General features: G+C 58.6%; 19 protein-coding genes, 1 tRNA gene and 1 riboswitch. Of the genes, 12 read left to right on the forward strand and 8 right to left on the reverse strand.

The window, feature by feature from the left end:
* Window positions 1–108: 108 nt before the first annotated feature.
* Genes BMY06_RS22905 through BMY06_RS22915 form a run of 3 tightly spaced genes read left to right on the forward strand, consistent with a single transcriptional unit; the run spans window position 109 to window position 2,277 of the window.
* A complete protein-coding gene (locus tag BMY06_RS22905) occupies window positions 109–453 on the forward strand; it encodes a helix-turn-helix domain-containing protein (protein ID WP_124263330.1) in 345 nt (114 codons plus the stop codon).
* Entirely contained in the window at window positions 425–1,390 is a 966-nt protein-coding gene (locus BMY06_RS40215) for a hypothetical protein (protein WP_244144277.1), read from the forward strand. Before BMY06_RS22905 ends, BMY06_RS40215 begins: the two co-directional genes overlap by 29 nt.
* Window positions 1,387–2,277, forward strand: a complete 891-nt coding sequence (locus BMY06_RS22915; RefSeq protein ID WP_074985445.1) for a hypothetical protein — start codon at window positions 1,387–1,389, stop codon at window positions 2,275–2,277. Before BMY06_RS40215 ends, BMY06_RS22915 begins: the two co-directional genes overlap by 4 nt.
* 159 nt (window positions 2,278–2,436) lie before the next feature.
* Here the strand turns inward: BMY06_RS22915 and BMY06_RS22920 are convergent, their stop codons facing one another.
* The 3 genes from BMY06_RS22920 to BMY06_RS22930 all read right to left on the reverse strand — a co-directional run bounded on the left by BMY06_RS22920 (window position 2,437) and on the right by BMY06_RS22930 (window position 4,690).
* Window positions 2,437–3,651, reverse strand: a complete 1,215-nt coding sequence (locus tag BMY06_RS22920) for a tyrosine-type recombinase/integrase (protein ID WP_074985456.1) — start codon at window positions 3,649–3,651, stop codon at window positions 2,437–2,439.
* Window positions 3,652–3,850: 199 nt separating this feature from the next.
* Window positions 3,851–3,935 (reverse strand) — tRNA-Leu (locus BMY06_RS22925).
* A gap of 119 nt (window positions 3,936–4,054) precedes the next feature.
* On the reverse strand, window positions 4,055–4,690 hold the full coding sequence (locus BMY06_RS22930) for a DUF4232 domain-containing protein (RefSeq protein WP_124263329.1): 636 nt from the start codon (window positions 4,688–4,690) through the stop codon (window positions 4,055–4,057).
* Between the two features lie 117 nt (window positions 4,691–4,807).
* On the opposite strand from BMY06_RS22930, the gene BMY06_RS22935 reads away from it, so the two are divergent.
* Together BMY06_RS22935 and BMY06_RS22940 are read left to right on the forward strand one after the other, a co-directional pair.
* Window positions 4,808–6,196: a uracil-xanthine permease family protein gene (locus BMY06_RS22935; RefSeq protein WP_074985460.1), complete on the forward strand. Its 1,389-nt coding sequence runs from the start codon at window positions 4,808–4,810 to the stop codon at window positions 6,194–6,196.
* 163 nt (window positions 6,197–6,359) lie between these two features.
* The gene (locus BMY06_RS22940) at window positions 6,360–6,677 is read left to right on the forward strand and encodes a DUF4148 domain-containing protein (RefSeq protein WP_065059772.1); all 318 of its coding nucleotides are present in this window, start codon (window positions 6,360–6,362) and stop codon (window positions 6,675–6,677) included.
* 31 nt (window positions 6,678–6,708) lie between these two features.
* On the opposite strand, the gene BMY06_RS22945 is transcribed toward BMY06_RS22940, so the two are convergent.
* Both BMY06_RS22945 and BMY06_RS22950 read right to left on the reverse strand, forming a co-directional pair.
* Window positions 6,709–7,518, reverse strand: a complete 810-nt coding sequence (locus tag BMY06_RS22945) for a transporter substrate-binding domain-containing protein (protein ID WP_074985462.1) — start codon at window positions 7,516–7,518, stop codon at window positions 6,709–6,711.
* A gap of 207 nt (window positions 7,519–7,725) precedes the next feature.
* A complete protein-coding gene (locus BMY06_RS22950; protein ID WP_074985464.1) occupies window positions 7,726–8,025 on the reverse strand; it encodes a hypothetical protein in 300 nt (99 codons plus the stop codon).
* A 388-nt stretch (window positions 8,026–8,413) separates the two neighbouring features.
* Between BMY06_RS22950 and BMY06_RS22955 the strand changes: the two genes are divergently transcribed.
* Genes BMY06_RS22955 through BMY06_RS22970 form a run of 4 tightly spaced genes read left to right on the forward strand, consistent with a single transcriptional unit; the run spans window position 8,414 to window position 12,357 of the window.
* Entirely contained in the window at window positions 8,414–10,570 is a 2,157-nt protein-coding gene (locus BMY06_RS22955; RefSeq protein WP_074985465.1) for a TonB-dependent receptor, read from the forward strand.
* A gap of 23 nt (window positions 10,571–10,593) precedes the next feature.
* Complete coding sequence (locus BMY06_RS22960) at window positions 10,594–11,256, forward strand: MotA/TolQ/ExbB proton channel family protein (protein ID WP_065059776.1); 663 nt, start codon at window positions 10,594–10,596, stop codon at window positions 11,254–11,256.
* Window positions 11,253–11,657 (forward strand): ExbD/TolR family protein, encoded by a 405-nt coding sequence (locus BMY06_RS22965; RefSeq protein ID WP_065059777.1) that lies wholly within the window; start codon window positions 11,253–11,255, stop codon window positions 11,655–11,657. The genes BMY06_RS22960 and BMY06_RS22965 overlap by 4 nt, the downstream gene beginning before the upstream one ends.
* 4 nt (window positions 11,658–11,661) lie before the next feature.
* Complete coding sequence (locus tag BMY06_RS22970; RefSeq protein ID WP_074985467.1) at window positions 11,662–12,357, forward strand: TonB family protein; 696 nt, start codon at window positions 11,662–11,664, stop codon at window positions 12,355–12,357.
* A gap of 165 nt (window positions 12,358–12,522) precedes the next feature.
* Here BMY06_RS22970 and BMY06_RS22975 read toward each other — a convergent pair whose 3' ends face one another.
* Entirely contained in the window at window positions 12,523–12,798 is a 276-nt protein-coding gene (locus BMY06_RS22975) for a hypothetical protein (protein ID WP_231957536.1), read from the reverse strand.
* 104 nt (window positions 12,799–12,902) lie between these two features.
* Here BMY06_RS22975 and BMY06_RS38900 point away from each other — a divergent pair, with 104 nt between their 5' ends.
* Window positions 12,903–13,181 carry a hypothetical protein gene (locus BMY06_RS38900; RefSeq protein WP_124263328.1) on the forward strand — a complete coding sequence of 93 codons (279 nt, stop codon included), beginning with the start codon at window positions 12,903–12,905 and terminating at the stop codon, window positions 13,179–13,181.
* 15 nt (window positions 13,182–13,196) lie between these two features.
* Window positions 13,197–13,358, forward strand: coding sequence for a hypothetical protein (locus BMY06_RS39685; protein WP_161495593.1), 162 nt, complete (start codon window positions 13,197–13,199; stop codon window positions 13,356–13,358).
* A gap of 138 nt (window positions 13,359–13,496) precedes the next feature.
* On the opposite strand, the gene BMY06_RS22980 is transcribed toward BMY06_RS39685, so the two are convergent.
* Window positions 13,497–13,982, reverse strand: coding sequence for a hypothetical protein (locus tag BMY06_RS22980; RefSeq protein ID WP_074985469.1), 486 nt, complete (start codon window positions 13,980–13,982; stop codon window positions 13,497–13,499).
* Window positions 13,983–14,262: 280 nt separating this feature from the next.
* A riboswitch (FMN riboswitch) is annotated at window positions 14,263–14,411 on the forward strand.
* 75 nt (window positions 14,412–14,486) lie between these two features.
* Here BMY06_RS22980 and BMY06_RS22985 point away from each other — a divergent pair.
* Entirely contained in the window at window positions 14,487–14,984 is a 498-nt protein-coding gene (locus tag BMY06_RS22985) for a 6,7-dimethyl-8-ribityllumazine synthase (RefSeq protein ID WP_065059782.1), read from the forward strand.
* A 61-nt stretch (window positions 14,985–15,045) separates the two neighbouring features.
* Here the strand turns inward: BMY06_RS22985 and BMY06_RS22990 are convergent, their stop codons facing one another.
* Window positions 15,046–15,840: a glucose 1-dehydrogenase gene (locus tag BMY06_RS22990; protein ID WP_065059783.1), complete on the reverse strand. Its 795-nt coding sequence runs from the start codon at window positions 15,838–15,840 to the stop codon at window positions 15,046–15,048.

Raw genomic sequence — 15,840 nt, forward strand, 5'->3', positions numbered from 1 at the left:
CTCAGCGACGATTAAAGCGTAGTTATGCGAGAGGATTTCGTCAAGAGGAATTTGTAAACATGGTGAGAAGTGGCAATATATGGGCATCCCAAACAGAAGGGAGGCGTCATGTCAGATTCGCTAGCCGATATCCGGAACGCTGCATTGCGCCTGCAGCGGGACGCAGAAGCGCTTGCAAAGGCGGCACAGCACTGCACCCACGACGAAGTGCCTGAAACGAGTCCAGCGGGACTTAGCGATGCGGAGATCCTTCGCATCGCGCATAGGGCTCTGGAGCTCCATGCCGCTCAGCACCCGCGGCCGCCCCACGTGACGATCAGCCAGGCCGCTGAAATGCTCGGCTTAAGCCGCCGTACGGTAAGCAAGATGCTTCACGCCGGCCAGTTCAGATTGAACCGCTGCGGCCGCATTCCGATCGAGCAGATTGATCTGGTTCATTCTATGGAGCGGTAGTGGTGGCTACCGCGACGACTTTCTCGAACCAGAGATTCCAGAGAAAAAATCGATGAGAACCGACTTGCCCGCTGATCTCGCCGAACTCACATCTCGGCCACCCGTCTTCAGACTTCTTGGTGTGGCTGAAAAAGTTCACGGCAAACATCTAAACCATGTCTGGAAAGGCTTGGCAGGGGTGCCGTGGCTCGACGAGCCAGCAATTCCGGTGTTCGCAAAATTCCTTCCGCGTCCGACCCAGATCGACATCGAGCTTGCTTGCGGCTTAGCCTCTCAGGCCTTACGACTCCCTGTGCCTAGACCAGCGCTCGTAATCGCTGAATTGGAAGATTTGCAATCACCTCCAGCGAGTTTGAAAGACGGTCCGATAATCCTCTTTGGAAGTTTGTTCCAACCACCGGACCCATTTTTCGCTCGGAAAGCAGATGACGATGCACTCGCCACGGAATTCATCTGGCAAAAGGTATGCGACGACGAGGTCGCACCTAAGGGCGCAGCTTGGGATGAATTGGTGGCGAATCCTGACCGTCACGCGCAGAATCTACTCTTTGACGGTTCTAAGTGGTGGCTTTTCGACCATAACCTAGCACTGCAACCTCTCGCTCGCCTATATCAGACACTCGATAAGGACAGCACCCAGCGCACAATCATTGGGCATATCGCCAAAGTGAACCAAATCCTTGCTCAGTTGACAGAGCGCCGTCGCGCTGATCAAAGCGTTCTCGCGGAGGCCGATAGAATGCTCAGGCAGGGAAAAAAGCTTACACTGCTGGCCCGAGAAGTTCGAAAGTGGAAGGTCGATAGCCGGATCGATCCTATTTTCACAATATCCGCAACAATCATCGATCTGATCGCATTACGGCTCCAACCTCTTGCGTTGTATATTGAACAGCGCCTTGATGTCCCGGCTGGAGAGTCCCTTTGGTCCAATTCATGAATTTCTGGGATGTGCCCCCATTCGCAGCAAAAGCTGCTCCGGTCCTGTGGACGCCGAATGCGTCTACTGGAGAGCGGTTTGTAGCTCTTATTTTGCTCAAGTACGAAAGCCCGGAACGAGGCGAAGTCGCGACGCCGCTATCGTTCCACCCCAAACAGATGAAAGCGATGATGGGGACCAAGCGTGCGGAGTCTGCGCTAGGTATCATCCAGCACGTCGCGGATTTCATGCGTCAGCAACTGCTCTCCGGCGTTGCACTCGGTGAAGTCATTGCACCGTTCGACGGTTTCCAAGTCGGCAATCAATCCAGTGTCCGCGGCTACTCCGCAAAGCAGGTGATTGATACGGCAATCAGAACCCTTTCAGCTTTCGGGACAAGAACGTCATTTGACGATGGCGAAGACGCAGCGCAGCGAAATTCCATCCCTACCAGACAATTTCTTCGGTCTTTGCGTTCGGCATTCGCACGTGACGACGATGAACGCCGAGCTCGATTCAACCGTTCAATTACGGTGTCGGGATCCGCTGAGATGACTATTGATTACGCACATGATAAGCAACTTGTGCAGGTGACAAGTCTCCCCCAAAGTGCGCCTCATCTGATCACACTTCAAAAAGAAGCCGAAAGCAAAATTCTTGAACTGGATATTACGGCATCCCTACTACGTTCAGAGTCTGCTCCAGCACGCTCCTCGTTGCTGATCAACACGGCGTCACTCACGCATGCGGAAACGAAGGAGGCGCGCCAAATCGCAAATGAGTTGCTTGATCGACTTCGGTTCATGAGCGAACAAAAAGGCATCGATCTGCACCCCGTGGGTAACCCGATTGAAGCCGCGCATATCTTAGAGAGTCTAGAGTTAAAGCAGAGGCTGCTAAGCGCCTAAGATATTTGCATTAGCAACGTCATTTTGAGACACGTCTTTTCGGTCTGCCTTTCTTGACCTCGGCGAGATTTTTTTAATTCGGCTGTTGCCTCACGGGCAGAGAGGCGCGCTTCACGTCTTGCCGTGTCGCGCGGCCACGGGGTCGCCCTGCGCGCCCGCTTACTGCGGCACAGGGAAGGAAGGCGCGATCGTGCCGACCTTAAGTCGATCCAGATAATCCGCCCATGTCTGCATCATCGCGCGCCTGTCCTTGATGAACTTTGTACGGTTGTATGCGCGGCCAAGGTTATCCGGAACCGAGTGCGCGAGCTGATGCTCGATCACTTCCGGCTTCTGCTCAAGCTCCTCATGAAGAATAGTGCGCGCCATTGCACGGAAGCCGTGGCCGGTAATCTCAGTGCGCGTATCGTATCCGAGCCGACGCAGCGCGGCATTGATGGTGGCATCGCTCATAGGACGCTTACGATCGCGCGCACTGGGAAACAGGTATTGGCCCGAGCCGGTCAACGCATACAACTCGTGCAGAATTGCGACAGCCTGCGTCGAGAGCGGGACGAGATGCTCGGTTTTGGTCTTGCTGACGTGGTAACGCCATTCTGCCTTGTCGAGATTGACCTCTTCCCATTCCGCCTTGCGTAGCTCTCCTGGTCGGACGAACAACATAGGCGCCAACTTCAAGGCGCAAAGAACAGGGAACGTCCCAGAGAAACCGTCGAACGCTCGTAGCATCTCGCCGACCTTTTCTGGATCCGTGATCGAAGCAAAATGAGTTGTTTTCGCGGGCGGAATAGCGCCTTGCAGATCTCGCGCTGGGTCATGTTTGCAGAAGCCTTCCTTGATCCCATATCGGAATACACGGCTGATTTCGCTGCGGATACGGTGCGAGGTATAGCGCGCGCCGCGGCTATCGATGCGCTTCAGCACGTCGAGTATTTCGGGCGCTTCGAGTTCTGAGATCGGCCGCCGGCCGATCCAAGGGAAGATATCGTTTACGAAGCGAGACAAGGTCTTCTCGTGCTGCGCAGCCTCAACATATGACTGACGCTCCTTCATCCACGCTCGCGCGACGGCCTCGAAAGAGTTGCCGGCGGCGAGCTTTGCTGCCCTCTTCTCAGCCTTCTTCGTCTCACCCGGATCGGTCCCGTCAGCCAGCTTTTGACGCGCGGTCTCACGGCGCTTTCGCGCCTCGGAAAGCGACACCTCGGGGTAGGTGCCGAGGGCAAGGCTTTTCTCTTTTCCGTTGAAGCGATATTTGAGAACCCAGCGGCGGCCGCCAGCAGGTGTAATCAGCAGAAACAGGCCACCGCCATCGAACAATTTCTGCTGCTTATCCGTCGGCTTCGTATTGCGAACTGCGAGTTCCGTGAGAGCCACGCGCGCTCCTGTCTTTGTCGACAGGGCGGGGGTTGTTTTCAGGAGAGACCAAGCACAAGGGTGGTAAGCCCCCGAATAAACCCCCGCCCGGGGGTTGTTTGTGCTGGTAAGTGCTGGGAATATTTTGCAACAAAAAACCCCGCGGAGCCAAGCCCGGCGGGGTTTTATGGCAACACCTGGGAAGTGTTGGGAAAGTCTCTGGTGCTCAGGGCGGGACTCGAACCCGCATGCCTCGCGGCGCTACCCCCTCAAGATAGTGCGTCTACCAATTTCGCCACCTGAGCAAGAGGGTCGCCATTGTATCGACAAACTTTCGATTTGCGAAGTCTTTTTTCATCAATTTTTCACGACCCGATTGAGGACTTCGCAAACGCTCTGTTTCAGGCGCGTACAACGAGCTCGATCATTCCGGCCAGGACTTGAACGGCACGACCTGATAACGCGGACCGTCGTCCGCCGTCCCGCACAGATGGCCTCTAAAACGCGCCGTCAATGCGCCTTGCCCCACACGCAGCCGCACATAAGCGGGATCGATACACTGGGTGTTGTCGAACACTTCGCCGGACACCCAGCGCAAACTCCTTCTCACCTCGCCCTTCGCCGCCACCGTGACGGGGCGCACCACGGGCCCGGGATGCATGCCGGGCATCGGTTGCACCGATGCGCGCAGCACGCGCCTGTGTGCATCGAGAAACGAAACCGGAACGCGTCCGGGCAACACGCACGCTACGTTGCCGCGATTGCGCAGCACGATATACGTGCCGCTGTGCGACATGCCATTGAAATCACCGCCACCGTCGTCCAGACGCAAGGCGAGCTGATCTGCCCGGCAAAGCACAGCGGCTCGATTGCCGGTTGACTGCGTTGTCTGAACGGTTTGCGCTGCATCGGCTGCATCGGCAACGCCGCTCGCGAGCAGCAATGCGAAGCCGCATGCCGTGGCCGCGCGTAATTGAATGCGGATTGTCATCGTTTTACTGTGCGCCTCTGTGGAATTGACCCCAGTAAATAAGGGGGCCAACCGCCCGAAAAGTTCCAACGTGGTTCCAGCTTCCTGAGTGCGCGAAAGCCGGCAAACCGCCGACGTCGGCCATGATCCCCACCAACCCGGTAAAATCCCGCCTTTTCCTTTCCACCCGCCTTCACCGCCTCGCCGATGCAACCCGCTTCCCCCGCCCCACGCGCCACCCAGAGCAGCGACGACACCGACCCGACGCACGACCTCGTCTACGGCCCCGACGACCGCCCCGCCCCGACCATTGCTTTCATCGCCGCGCTACAACATCTGCTGGCCATTCTCGTGCCGATCGTCACGCCCGGTCTGCTGATCTGCCAGGCGCTCAACGTTTCGAGCCGAGACACCACGCTGATCGTTTCGATGTCGCTCGTAATCTCGGGCATCGCCACCTTCCTGCAGTGCAAGCGTTTCGGCCCGCTGGGCGCGGGCCTGCTCATCGTTCAGGGAACCAGCTTCAATTTCGTCGGTCCGCTGATCGCGGGCGGCAGTCTGATGGTCAAGCAAGGCACGCCGGTCGAAACGGTGATGTCGGCTATTTTCGGCGTCGTCATTGCAGGCTCGTTCGTGGAAATGGGCGTCTCGCGCATCCTGCCCTTCGTCAAGCGCCTGATCACGCCGCTCGTTACGGGCATCGTGGTGCTGCTCATCGGTCTCACGCTGATCAAGGTCGGTCTCATCAGCATGGGCGGCGGCTACAGCGCCATTGCGAAGGGCAATTTCGCAAGCCCGCAGAATCTCGCGCTTTCATGCACCGTGCTGGGCACGATCATTCTGCTCAATCGCGTGCCCGTGGTGTGGGTTCGCAGCACGGCGCTTGTGATCGCACTCGCCATTGGCTATCTCGTGGCAGGCGCGCTCGGTCGCCTCGACTTTACCGGCGCGCGGGAAGCCGCCGTGTTTCAGATTCCGACCCCGCTGCATTTCGGCATCGGTTTCTCGTGGTCGCTATTTGTGCCGATGCTGATCATTTACCTCGTTACTTCGCTCGAAGCGATCGGCGACGTCACGGCGACCAGCAAGATTTCGAAGCAGCCTGTCGAAGGTCCGCTGTGGATGCAGCGCATTAAAGGCGGCGTGCTTGTCAATGGTTTCAATTCGCTGCTGGCCGGCGTGTTCAATACGTTCCCGAGTTCGGTGTTCGCGCAGAACAACGGCGTGATTCAACTCACGGGCATTGCGAGCCGCCACGTCGGCCTCTGGATCGCAGGCATGCTCGTGCTGCTCGGTTTGTTCCCGCCGGTCGCGGGCGTGCTGCAAGCCGTGCCGGAGCCGGTGCTTGGCGGCGCGGCGATGGTGATGTTCGGCGCGGTGGCCGCGTCCGGTATCAACATTCTCTCGGGCATTACGCTCGATCGCCGCGCGCTGCTGATCATCGCCGTTTCGCTGGCGCTGGGCCTTGGCGTTTCGCAGGTGCCGGAGATTCTCACTAGCCTGCCGCATGCGCTCAAGAACGTGCTGGAATCGGGCGTCGCGACGGGTGGTATTTGCGCGCTCGTGATGAACTGGTTCCTGCCTGAACGAAAATAAACGTTGCGAATGGCGGCGCATCCGCTTGCGTCGCCATCCTGCGCATCGTTACAAATGCACGGGAATAGCGTGCGTCCCATGACGGTATAACCGGTGCAGTCTCTTTCGCACCGGCCGGACATTCTCTTCCCGCCGAATTCTTCCCCGTCCTGAGGAGTTCGAAATGAAATTCCCCCGCACACTCGTCCTTTCGCTGTCCGTATGTGCCTCAATGGGCGCATCGATCGCCGCCTCAGCCCAAGGTCTCACGCGCGAACAGGTTCGCGAACAACTGATTGAAGCGCAGGCCAACGGCTCACGCTTCGTCACCGATGCATCGTATCCCGACGTCAGCCCCGTCTTCGCTCAACAGGTCGAGCACAGCCAGCCCGCGCACGCCAGCGGCATGGGCGCGCCGATGCAAGGCACGAGCGAAACCGGCTCGCCGCAGACCGTCTGCGTCGGGCCGGTGAGTTTCTGCAATCTCTATACGGGCGGTTAGTCCACGGTCAGGGCGGCGCGCGCTTGGGCTTTTACTGCGACTGCGCGATCGGCACGGTCACGTCGCTGCCGAACCAGTGCATCGAGATTTTCTTGAGCGTGCCGTCCTGCTTCAATTGCGTCAGCGCGTCATTGATCGCCTTCTCGAACTTGGGATTGTTCTTGCGGAACGGAATGCCCATTTCCTGGTTTGCGCCCTGGAGGACCGCACCGGGGCGCAGCGGCAAATGCGAAGTCTTGATCATGTAGGGCAGCATAAGCCGGTCGTCGATGGTGGCATCGATTCGTTTAGCCGCAAGATCGCGCAATTTCTCCGGCGCGCCCGGATAAGTCTGCACGTTGATACCGGGCACCGCACGCGCCATCTGATCGTAATTCGTGCCGAGCGTCACGCCGAGTTTCTTGTCGCCCTTGAATTCGTCGAGCGCTTTGAATTCGCGTTTATCGTCGGCGCGCTGAATCAATTGCGCCGCCGAATACGTATAAGGCTGACTAAAATCCACGGCCTGCTGACGTTGCGGCGTGATGGTCACCTGATTGACGATCACGTCGAATTTACCTGCCTGCAGCGCGGCGATAATGCCGCTCCATTCCGTGGGAACGAACTCGGGTTTGACGCCGAGCTTCGCCGCCACGGCTTTCGCCACGTCAACGTCGAAACCCTCGAGCTGTCCCGCGCTGTTGCGCGAATCGAACGGGGGATATGTGCCCTCCAGACCGACCTTGAGCGCGCCAGACTGCTTCACGCTGTCGAGCAGATCTTCCGCATGCGCGGCAAACGGAATTGCACCCCATGCCGCGGCGGCAAGCACCCCAGTGAACAGCAGCTTCGCAAGATTCATTCGACGTCTCCTCCTGAGCGGATGATTCGCTAATTGAAAAACGCACGGCGCAATGATTCACAACGGCCACGCGATTACGTCGACGCACGCAGGGGCGATGCGGCACCGTTTCGCGCAAGCATACTATGAACAAGAATGCACGCTGGCGATATCAGGCGAAGCGCTAATCGTCAGGTAAGCGCGTGTTAAATCACGCGTCCTTCGCCGTCATTCGCCGTATGCGGCCATCACGATCCACATGGCGCGGTCGTCATTACAGACTTCGGCGGCCAACGCATAGGCGTCTTCTGGGCGGCACGCGCGCTGGAGCGCCTTGCGGGCTTTTTCCGTGTCGTCGTAGCACTGGCCGGACAAGGGACGAACCTCGCTGCGCCCTTCGAACATTTTCTGATTCAGGCGATAAACAAGCGGTTCGCTTTTCCAGGTGGCAAAGCATTCGCAGACGTGACGAAAATCGCCGCGGCAAATGTTCACCTGGTAATGCGGGCGTGCGGATTGGGCGTTCATGATTCACTTCCTCCTTGCATCGGCTGCGCCTGCATGCCGGTCGCTTCGACGCCTCCATGCGCAGCTGATGTTTGAAAGCGTGCATACACCATGCCCGCCCGCGCACCAGCCGAACCACCATCAACTGCACGTCGCCCGGGAGCCCATCAACTGCATGAATTACATCTGAAAGAAAAAAGCGCCAGAAATCGAGCCGTTATCTTTCAAAACATCCAACTCAAATATTACAAATTAAATTCGTTTGCTGACGTTTTTATTTCCGTAGAATATTCTGGAATTTCTTGAATGTTACGTTATATCATTCCACACAATTTTCTTGATGTCCGACGCGAGTTCCATGTCGTCGCACAACGCTGCCAGCCAAAAATAACCTACGCCCAACGGCACCATGAACCACCACCGCACACTCCTTGCTCGCGCGGCACTCGTCGCGTTCGCCATCGTCGCGGCCAATCCGGCCCGTAGCGCAGAGACCGACACCGCGACCGACGGCACAACGAACAACGCCGCCACAGCCAGCCCGGCGAACTCAAACACGCTCGACGTGGAAGTCAATGCAAAACGCCTCGACGAAGCGCGCAACGGTCTGCTTCCGGAAACGGGCAGCAGCATTTATCGCATTACCCAAAGCGATATTCAGTCGATGCCGCAAGGTGCTAATACACCGCTGAATCAGGTGCTTTTGCAAGCGCCCGGCGTCGCGAACGACTCCTATGGGCAATTGCACGTGCGCGGCGATCACGCCGATCTGCAATACCGTATCAACGGCATCATGATTCCCGAGCCCATTAGCGGTTTTGGCCAGTCGCTCGATACGCGCATCATCGATCAGGTCAATCTGCTCACGGGCGCGCTGCCCGCCGAATACGGCTATCGCACCGCTGGCATTGTCGATATCCGCACGAAGTCGGGCGATTTCGGCAATGGCGGGTCGGTCAACGTCTACGGCGGCAGTCACCAGACCTTGCAGACGAGCGCCGACGTATACGGCAGCAAGGGCGATTTCAGTTATTTCTTTAGCGGTTCGCTGGGAGAAAACAATCTGGGCATCGAAGCGCCCACTGCGTCGCCGAATCCGATTCACGACCATACGCGCCAAGGTAACGCGTTCGGCTATATGTCGTACATCATCAATCCGCTCACGCGCGTGAGTGTGATGTTCGGCACCGCGGCCAATCAGTTTGAAATTCCGAATACGCCGGGTCTCACGCCGAATTTCATGCTGGCCGGTACGCCGACATTCAATTCCGCGAATCTGAATGAAACGCAGTCGGAATTGAATAACTTTGCGGTGGTGGCGCTGCAAGGCACCAATGGCGGCGCGCTCGACTATCAGGTCGCGCTGTTCACGCGCTACACGCGCACGCAATTCAACCCGGATCCGGTTGGCGATCTGATCTTCAACGGCGTAGCCTCACAGGACTTTCACAGCGACACCGCCAACGGTCTGCAAGCGGATACCACCTACCGGATCAACGAACATCACACGTTGCGCGCGGGCGTGTTGTTCCAGCAGGAGCATGCGAACTTCTGGGACAACGTCTCGGTGTTTCCGGCCGACGCCGACGGCAATCAAACTTCGGACGTGCCCTACACGCTCTCCGACTCCAGCAGCAAGACTGGCTATCTATATAGCGCCTATGTGCAGGACGAATGGAAGATCACCGATCGCCTGACGCTCAACTATGGATTGCGTTACGACGGCATGGACGAATACGTGCAGGCAAGCCAGTTGAGTCCGCGTATCGGCGCGATTTTCAAGCTCACGCCCACGACTTCGTTTCACGCCGGTTACGCGCGCTATTTCACGCCACCGTCATTCGAACTGGTGTCGAATTCAACCATCAGCCGCTATAGCGGCACGACAAATCAGAGCGAGGTCATGCAAAACGACCCCGTGCAGCCCGAGCGCGACGATTATTTCGATCTTGGCGTCACGCAACAACTGGGCTCGGATCTTACGCTCGGGCTCGATGCTTACTACAAGAAAGCGCACAACCTGCTCGATCTCGGCCAGTTCGGCACCGCGCTCATTTATACGCCGTTCAATTACCAATACGGGCGCGTATATGGCGTGGAATTCACGGCCAATTACAAGCACGACAACGTTTCTGCCTATCTGAATCTGGCGTTCAGCCGTGCGCAAGGCAAAAACGTGGATTCCGCGCAATTCAATTTCGGCGCGGATGAACTCGCGTTCATCAGTAATCACTGGGTCTTTCTCGATCACGACCAGCGCATAACCGCCTCGTTCGGCGGTGCATACAACTGGCACCGCACTACGTTCACGATGGATGGCACCGTGGGCAGCGGCCTGCGCAACGGCTTCGCCAATACCGGCAAGCTGCCGCTCTATGCACAGTTCAATCTGGCCGTGATTCAGCACTTCAATTTGCCGATGATCGGCAAGGTGGATGGACGCTTCGTGGTGGAAAACGCATTCGGTCGAACCTATGAATTGCGCGACGGTTCCGGCATCGGCGTATTCGCGCCGCAATACGGCCCGTATCGCGCGTTCTACGCCGGTCTCACGAAATACTTCTGACGCATATCTTCGCGTACACACTCATGCAAAACTGGCAAGGCATCATGGAAGCGGCGCGTGTGGGCGGCTGGGTGGTTTATCCGCTCACGCTGCTAGCCGCGATCGCGCTCGTCATTATTCTCGATCGCGCCTGGGTATTCTGGCGCTTCGCGTCCATGCCCGGACGCGCCGTCATGCAAGACGAGACCTCCCCCACCGCGTTGCGCGACGAGACGTTGCGTCATCTGCCCGCGCGTCACGCGCTGCGCAGACTGCTCGAACCGTTACTGCGTAACGCCACGAAACCCGCTTGGTGGATCGAAGCTCGCGCCGAAGGCCTCGCACTCGAAGTCCAGCGCGACATGTCACGCGGACTCTGGATGCTCGAAACGATCGTTACGGCCGCGCCGCTGCTAGGCCTGCTCGGCACGCTCGTCGGCATGATGCAGGCGTTCAGACTGATCGGGCATACGGGTCTCGTCAACCCGGGCGGCGTGACCGGCGACGTTGCGCAGGCGCTGGTGGCCACCGCCATCGGCATCGTCATCGCGCTCGTCTCGCTGTTCGCGTTCAACTATTTTTCGCGGCGCATCGACCGGCTCGTGGATGAGCTCGAAATGCAGGCGAATGCATGGCTCAGCGACATGCGTCTTGCCAACGAGGTCGCCAATAAAGTCGCGAATGAAAGCGAGGCGAATACGCTATGAAATTGCGCCGCTCCCGCGCATCGAAACGCGGCCGCATCGAAATCATCCCCATGATCGATGTGATGTTTTTTCTGCTTGCCACCTTCATGCTGGCGTCGCTGACGATGCAACGGCTCGATGCGGTGAAACTCGAATTGCCTCAGGGTAATGCACAGCCACTTGCCTCGCAGCAACCGCTCACGCTGAGTATCGACCGTAACGGACTGATCGCGCTGAATCGCCGAACCGTGCAGTTGCAGAACATTTCTGCGTCAGTCAAACGTCTGCTCGGCGCCGATGGCAACGTGGTAATCGCTGCGGATGCCGGCGCGCCGAATGGACTCGTGGTGCAGGCCATGTTGCGGGCACGCGAAGGCGGCGCCGCTCACTTTCTCATTGCGGTTCGACGTGAGCACGAATAACTCTGTGCGCCTCGTCACGCTGCTCGATGCACAAGGCCCGCGAACGCTGGTGTGCTGCGTGCTCGCCGCCGTGTTGTGTGCGCTGTCGCTCGATTGCCTGATGGACAATTTCAAACCAGGCGCACAAGGCGCTGCGCCGCCGCCAACGCTCGATGCGCGCCTCGTGGAAATCGCGCCACCGCCGCCTGCGCCCTCACCTTCCACGCCCGTGACGCACGCGACACGCCCTGTCGCGCCGAACCCTCCCGCGCACGTAGCGAGGCACCCCGTTACGCCGCGTACGCCGCCCGCACGCGGGGAGCCTGTTGCGCCGCGGGTCGCCGCTGCGCCAACCCAGCCAGACGGTGCAACTACGCCGTCGGCCTCTCCCGCAACGGACGAAACGACACCATCAACTCATGCCACATCCGCCATCGCCTCCAGCCCTTCTGGCGATGTCGCCGCGCATCCGCTCGTGCAACCGCTGCCCGAGATTCCCGACGATCTGCGCGCCTACGCCTATCGCGCTATCGCGCTGGCACGCTTCACGATTCACGTCGATGGCTCGGTCGACGTCGCGCTGATTAAGCCAACGGCTCATCCGCGATTGAATCAATTGCTAATGGAAACCTTGAAAAGCTGGCGATTCTCGCCCGCATTGAAAGACGGCCGCGCGATCGAATCCGAGCAGGACATACGCGTGCATTTCAATATCGGCTAACGTTTGCGCAATGGGCGAAACGTCAGTCGATCTCAATACCATGCAGAATCAAAAGGCCACCTCGCGCGCGCCGCGCGGCCAACCCGCAATCGATAGCTATGCCGTGGCAGCGCCTCGAAGAATCGCCAGGTTCAGTGCACGAAGCAAGCGCTAAATTGCACGCACTCAAGCGGCCGCATAAAGCGCTGTGAACTGCGAATCGCTCAATGCCCGCGCATTGCCGGTTTCGTCCGTGAGAATCCAGTCGCCGGGTTCGACTGGCCACCAGCCATCGGGCGTAGCGATCGCCCAGCCATCCTCACGTGCCTCGACGCGCGTATGCCCGCCTGGACCGAACCAGCGCTCGGCATCGACTGCCAAGCCTTTCCTCAAAAAACGCATCAAAGCTTTCCTAAGTTTTTTTACTTCGATATCGCGAGATCGTATGTATCTGACTTCCACACCGTATCGAGACCGTATGCAGAGCGCAGGAAGCGGCTTGAACGGTTCCAGTGAATATGTGGCGATCTCCGGGATGCAACTCGCTTTCCGGAAGACACACATCCATGCCGCAAGATGTGCAATGCCTCCGCACGCGTAAACGTTTCCATCCCATCGGTTCGCTCACGCCGCACGGCGACGCGAAAGTCGATACGGAAACGCATGGTGAGCAAGCGCAGCAATCTCGTCAAGCGAATCGTGTTATCGACCGGCCGTATATCGGTTATTACGACGCCGATCGTCTTTGTCGGTTTCGATTTGCCGAGGCGGATTTACGCCTGCGTTTAAGATCGCGATGCCGACGGGTGTCGGTCATTTCCCCGGTTTTTGCGCGAGGTGATTAAGGAATCGCTCGTTGCATGACGATTAGTTCGCCGGTGAATTTCGCATTGCTCGCGCGCCGAATCTCAGCGAAACCTGACGTCCGCGCAGCCGATCATGTTTCGCCCGGCGTAGAAACCGAATACCGCTTTATCGGCGAATTCTTTGCTCACTGGCTTGCCGAAGATCGCGGTTGCTAGCCGATTCGTTGCTGAGAGGCAGTGCGGTGAGCATCGAGTGTTCGCGACAAGTTAGCCCCTTATTCCAAGCGCGTTGACGAGACCGCATTGCTGCGCGCGCAAACGTTTCCCAGCCGCTTCACGCTGAGATCAAACGCGTCACACCGCGTGCGAAGCATGCCGGATCACCGGAGAAACCGTTCGCGGCGTTTCGAGCAGTTTGTTCAAACGCTGAATGGCGCCGCAATAGTCACGCGCCGTCACTGAAGCCAATTGTTGGTCGTACACCTTGAGCAAAGCCTCAATCGCAGCGACCTCGCAAGAACCGATCATCCACTCTCCGCTGAGCTGCGCACGCTCGACGGCGGCATTCAATGCATCTTCCGCGCCGGCATAAGTATCATCGTTTGCGTGTCCCAGGCCGGTCTGCCACAGAAAATACGAGAGATACGTGAGGCGCGTGAGTTCGTTGAGCATCGCTTGATTGCCGCGTTGCTTGTCACGTTGATTGTCGCGTCCCTCGCGGCACGCTTCCAGCGCGAGATGCGCATTCAACGACAGGCTGCGGACCGACTCGTGCGGCATCGGCAGCAGCCACTGCTTCGACCCGCGCGGCGGTACCCGGCGGCGATTCAAGGCGGTCATGACGACGCCTCGGCGGCCGTGCGAGTCTTTTCCATCGTCCACTTCGCCGTCGCCAACCCCTTCATTTTCCAGTTGCCCGATACCCGCTTGCGCTTCATGACATGCGCTCCTTATTCGATCCTTATTCGATTCCGATACGTTCGAGCGCCACAAACGCCAACATGACGACGCAACGAATTGAGTGCCAGATTTAGAGTAGAAACTCAGGCTGATTGCGGCTGTGCACAAAACCGTGTTTCGTGCTACCGTACAACCCGTTCGTTAATCAACACGCTAACGAACACGTTCTCGGGGCGGGGTGCAATTCCCCACCGGCGGTAATCGGCGTTAAACACGACGTAGCCCGCGAGCGCTCTGCGATTGCAGAGGTCAGCAGACCCGGTTGGATTCCGGGGCCGACGGTCATAGTCCGGATGAAAGAGAACAGAATGGCCTCCGTCTTTTCGCGTTTCGTGAAAGGCGCAGCCGTTCTACGCCCTGTTCACACAAAACAGGCTGAAGTCCATGAACACCACTAGCACCATCGAATCCCAGGCTGTCGCTGCATCCGCCGACCAACGTCCGCGTCTCGCTTTCATTCAGGCTTGCTGGCATCGCGACATCGTCGATCAGGCCAAGCATTCCTTTGTGCAATCGATCCAGAAGTACGGCTACAGCGCCGACGACGTCGATCTGTACGAAGTGCCGGGCGCCTTCGAAATTCCGCTGCACGCCAAACGCCTCGCGCAAACGGGCCGCTATGCCGGCATCGTGGCGGCGGGCCTCGTGGTCGATGGCGGCATCTATCGCCACGATTTCGTCGCGACGGCCGTCATCGACGGCCTGATGCAAGTCCAGTTGGAAACCGGCACGCCGGTGTTTTCGGTCGTGCTCACGCCGCATCATTTCCACGGCGAAGAACACGTGAAGTATTTCCGCGAGCATTTCGTCGTCAAGGGCGCGGAAGCCGCGCACGCTTGCGCCGATACGGTCAGCAAGCTCGCCGCCCTGCCGGTGCGCTAACACGCGCCGTGGCGACGCCCGTGCCTCGCACGGCGTCGCCTGTTCACGCCCGCGCTGTGCTTTACGACATGAACATGCCGCCGTCCACGTTGATCGTCTGGCCGGTGATATAGGACGCGTCGTCCGAAGCGAGAAACGCCACGAGACCGGCCACATCCTTGCCGCTGCCCGCGCGTTTCATCGGAATGTTGTCGACCCACTCCTTCATGAGCTCGCCCGGCTTGTAATCGCCGAGCAGTTTGCCCCACGCCTCGTCGTTGTACGCCCACATATCCGTGGTGATAATGCCCGGACAAAACGCGTTGACCGTGATGCCCGTGGGCGCGAGTTCTTTCGCGAGACTCTGCGTAATGCCGAGCACGCCGAATTTGCTCGCCGCGTAATGCGGCGTATAGACGAAACCCTGACGCGCCTGGCCCGATGCCGTATTGATCAGTCGGCCGCCCTTGCCCGCACGCAGCATGCGCGTGGCCGCTTCCTGGCAGCACAGAAACACGCCTTTGGTGTTCACGGCCATCACCTTGTCCCACTCGGCTTCGCTCAGATCGGGTAGCTTCGCGATCGTAATCACGCCCGCGTTCTGCACCGAAATATCGACTTCACCGAGTTTCGCGGCCACTTCGTCGTAGAGCGCCACGACTTGCGCCTTGCTCGTCACGTCGACCTCGACGGCTATCGCTTCGTAGCCGGCGTCGCGCAAACCGGCCGCTGCATCATGCACACTCTTCTCGTTCGCCGACACGCACACCTTCGCGCCTTCCTGCGCGAAGCGTTCCGCGATGCCCAATCCAATACCGCGGCTTCCGCCCGTCACGACCACCACCTTGCCTGCGAACCGCTTTGCTTCGTTACTCAC

The sequence above is a fragment of the Paraburkholderia tropica genome (genome assembly GCF_900109265.1).
GTDB classification, from domain to species: Bacteria; Pseudomonadota; Gammaproteobacteria; order Burkholderiales; family Burkholderiaceae; genus Paraburkholderia; species Paraburkholderia tropica.